Below are 2,268 nucleotides of genomic sequence, written 5' to 3'. Positions count from 1 at the left end.
TTGGTATCATAAATTTTGCTTAGATCACTTGAATAGACTATAAGCTTAGTATCTTTCTTATCATTTCTATCTATAGGGATATTAAATGTAGCTGTATATGAGTTTTTGATATCTGAGTCTTTATTTTTAACTAAAGATGTACTCTCATATATACTCTTATCACCGCAGTGGTGAAGATATATCTTATCTATATCACTAGCTTCACCTTTTTCGTTTTCAATGATGAGATTATTTAGTGTTAGAGCAAGGCTTGAACTAGATGTTGATGTAGGTACTACATTATTACCAAGAGCTAGACGAAGCTTCATATCAAACATAGCTGAGTCTTTATCATCTCTAAGGGTAAAGTTATTCTCCTTAGCGAAATTTAGAAGATTGAAATTTAGATATTCATCTTTAGATGAGGGGAGGGGGAAGTGGCAAGGAGTAGGCACACTACTCCTCTTTTCTATTCTCTGGCAAAACTAAATGACCATTTTTATCTATTAGGGAGTATTGGACTAATACTATATAAATTAGATCATGGATTTTATAATTATCATAATCACCAGTATAGTCATCATATTTTCTTAAAAACTCAGCATAAAGCTTATCATCTGTCTTTTTAATGCCATTTAGCTCTACTTCAGAGTAAAGTATAGGCACATACTTTAAAGTATCTTCAAATACCTCTTTAAAATGCTCATAATCTTCGCCGTAAATTCTTTTAAATAGCTCTTTATCGTTCTCATAAAGCATCAGTGCTAGTTTAGCCGTATAGCTTCTATAATATGACCTAGAGCAATGAATAGCACCAGATATACTAAATGTTAGTTTGCAATTTTGTTTAAATTTTTTAGAGCGTGGAGCTATGCATTCCTTTTTAGTTTTAGCTATCCTCTCTCTTGCTATTTTTTGAGCTTTTTCTTTTAAATTTGGTTTTTCTTTTACGATTAGATTATAAAGATCAGCAAAATAGTTATCCCTAAAAGCAGTACTTCTTGACTGACATATAAAATCTTCTAAAGAGTATTTTTTAAATTTATATTTCTCTTTATTGTCATAGCATTTAAAACTAGGAGTAATAAAGTCGGTACCATAGTCTGCATCACAAAAAACTCCACCATCAACTTGCCCATAATCATCACTAGCTTTCTCATAAGCCCTACCTGGCATCATGGGCTCAAATCCATATAAATTAAGGCATACTACTAAAAATAAAAATACTAATTTTACAAATTTCATACTTCAGTCCTTTATTTAAATTTCTTAAATATATTTGCTTCTCTTATGCGTTTATAAGAGTTTATTCTTTTTGTTCTGCTTTCTTTATTTGCACCGCCATTTACTAAATCTGTTACTTTATTTACTACCTCTTCATTTTCTGAACCCACTTTGCTTTCGTCTGCTATTTTATATACCATTTTATATTTATGTATCCAGAAAAATGCAGCCGACACAAAAGCATAGGTTTTATTCTCAGCTACCAGTTCTGGATTATCTACAAAGCTTACTTCATCTCCTACTAATTTAACTTTGTGTGCAAATGTATTAAAGTCAGTATATATTTCTCTACCAGTTATTTGTATTATCCCTCTACCTCTATATTTCCAGCCGTCGCCTTCTTCGGTATTGCCAAGTCGCAAGTCTTTAGGTCTATTTTCATCAGCATATCCTAGATTGGCTATGGCTTCTTGATTGGCTTTTTGAATTATTCCCCCTTTTTTGTTTTCTATTCTTCCTACTTTTTTGCTTCTATCATAATTGTTTTTAAAATAGCCAATATTAGACCCCACAAGACCTTTCACGCTATAATTTAAACTCTCTGTCAGTTTTGAGAAACTACTTTCTACCTCTACCGCACATTGCCCAAAAAAATGCTCTAATCTATTTCTGGTATCAAGCTTATATTTTACATACATTTGAATTCCATCTTCGTCATCTCTTCTATTTAGCTCATCCACCATCTCTTGCAAGATATATTCTTGATTTGTTTTTATATTGGTAAATACCTGCTTTAGCATACTTAGCGTAAAAGGATAGTCTTTGATCTCTATTAAAACATTTGCTTCCCTATCCCCATCCACCCACATACCCTTATCTACTCTTGTTATACTCTTTGATTCATTAAAAGAGTTTATAAAGTTATTCATATTATCTTTGCTTAGTAGGTTGATACCATACTTGGTATCTTGGTTTATCTTTGTTTGACCTGTTTGGTTTGTGTTGCTTGGATTTTGATTGTTTGCGGAATTTGCTTCATCTATATAAATTTGATATCTCTTATTT

At 31.7% G+C, this 2,268-nt stretch carries 3 protein-coding genes; all 3 read right to left on the bottom strand.

Features of this window, described 5'->3' with window-relative positions:
- Nucleotides 1-434: hypothetical protein (locus CVT14_RS10520; RefSeq protein ID WP_413784383.1), on the bottom strand; the 434-nt coding region annotated here is incomplete at its 3' end.
- 1 nt (nucleotide 435) lies between these two features.
- Nucleotides 436-1,224 carry a hypothetical protein gene (locus CVT14_RS10515; protein WP_035170343.1) on the bottom strand — a complete coding sequence of 263 codons (789 nt, stop codon included), beginning with the start codon at nucleotides 1,222-1,224 and terminating at the stop codon, nucleotides 436-438.
- A gap of 11 nt (nucleotides 1,225-1,235) precedes the next feature.
- A partial coding sequence (locus CVT14_RS10510; protein ID WP_199907342.1) for a glycoside hydrolase family 19 protein occupies nucleotides 1,236-2,268 on the bottom strand: 1,033 nt, incomplete at its 5' end.

Origin of the sequence: Campylobacter concisus, assembly GCF_003048445.1 — a bacterium.
Taxonomy (GTDB): domain Bacteria; phylum Campylobacterota; class Campylobacteria; order Campylobacterales; family Campylobacteraceae; genus Campylobacter_A; species Campylobacter_A concisus_BF.
Note: the sequence above shows the minus strand (reverse complement) of the source record. Positions and strands in the feature narration are given on the sequence as shown.

Excerpts from the sequence above, each read along its gene's own strand:
- CVT14_RS10515 (WP_035170343.1), bottom strand. The coding sequence starts at position 1,224 with ATGAAATTTGTAAAATTAGTATTTTTATTTTTAGTAGTATGCCTTAAT.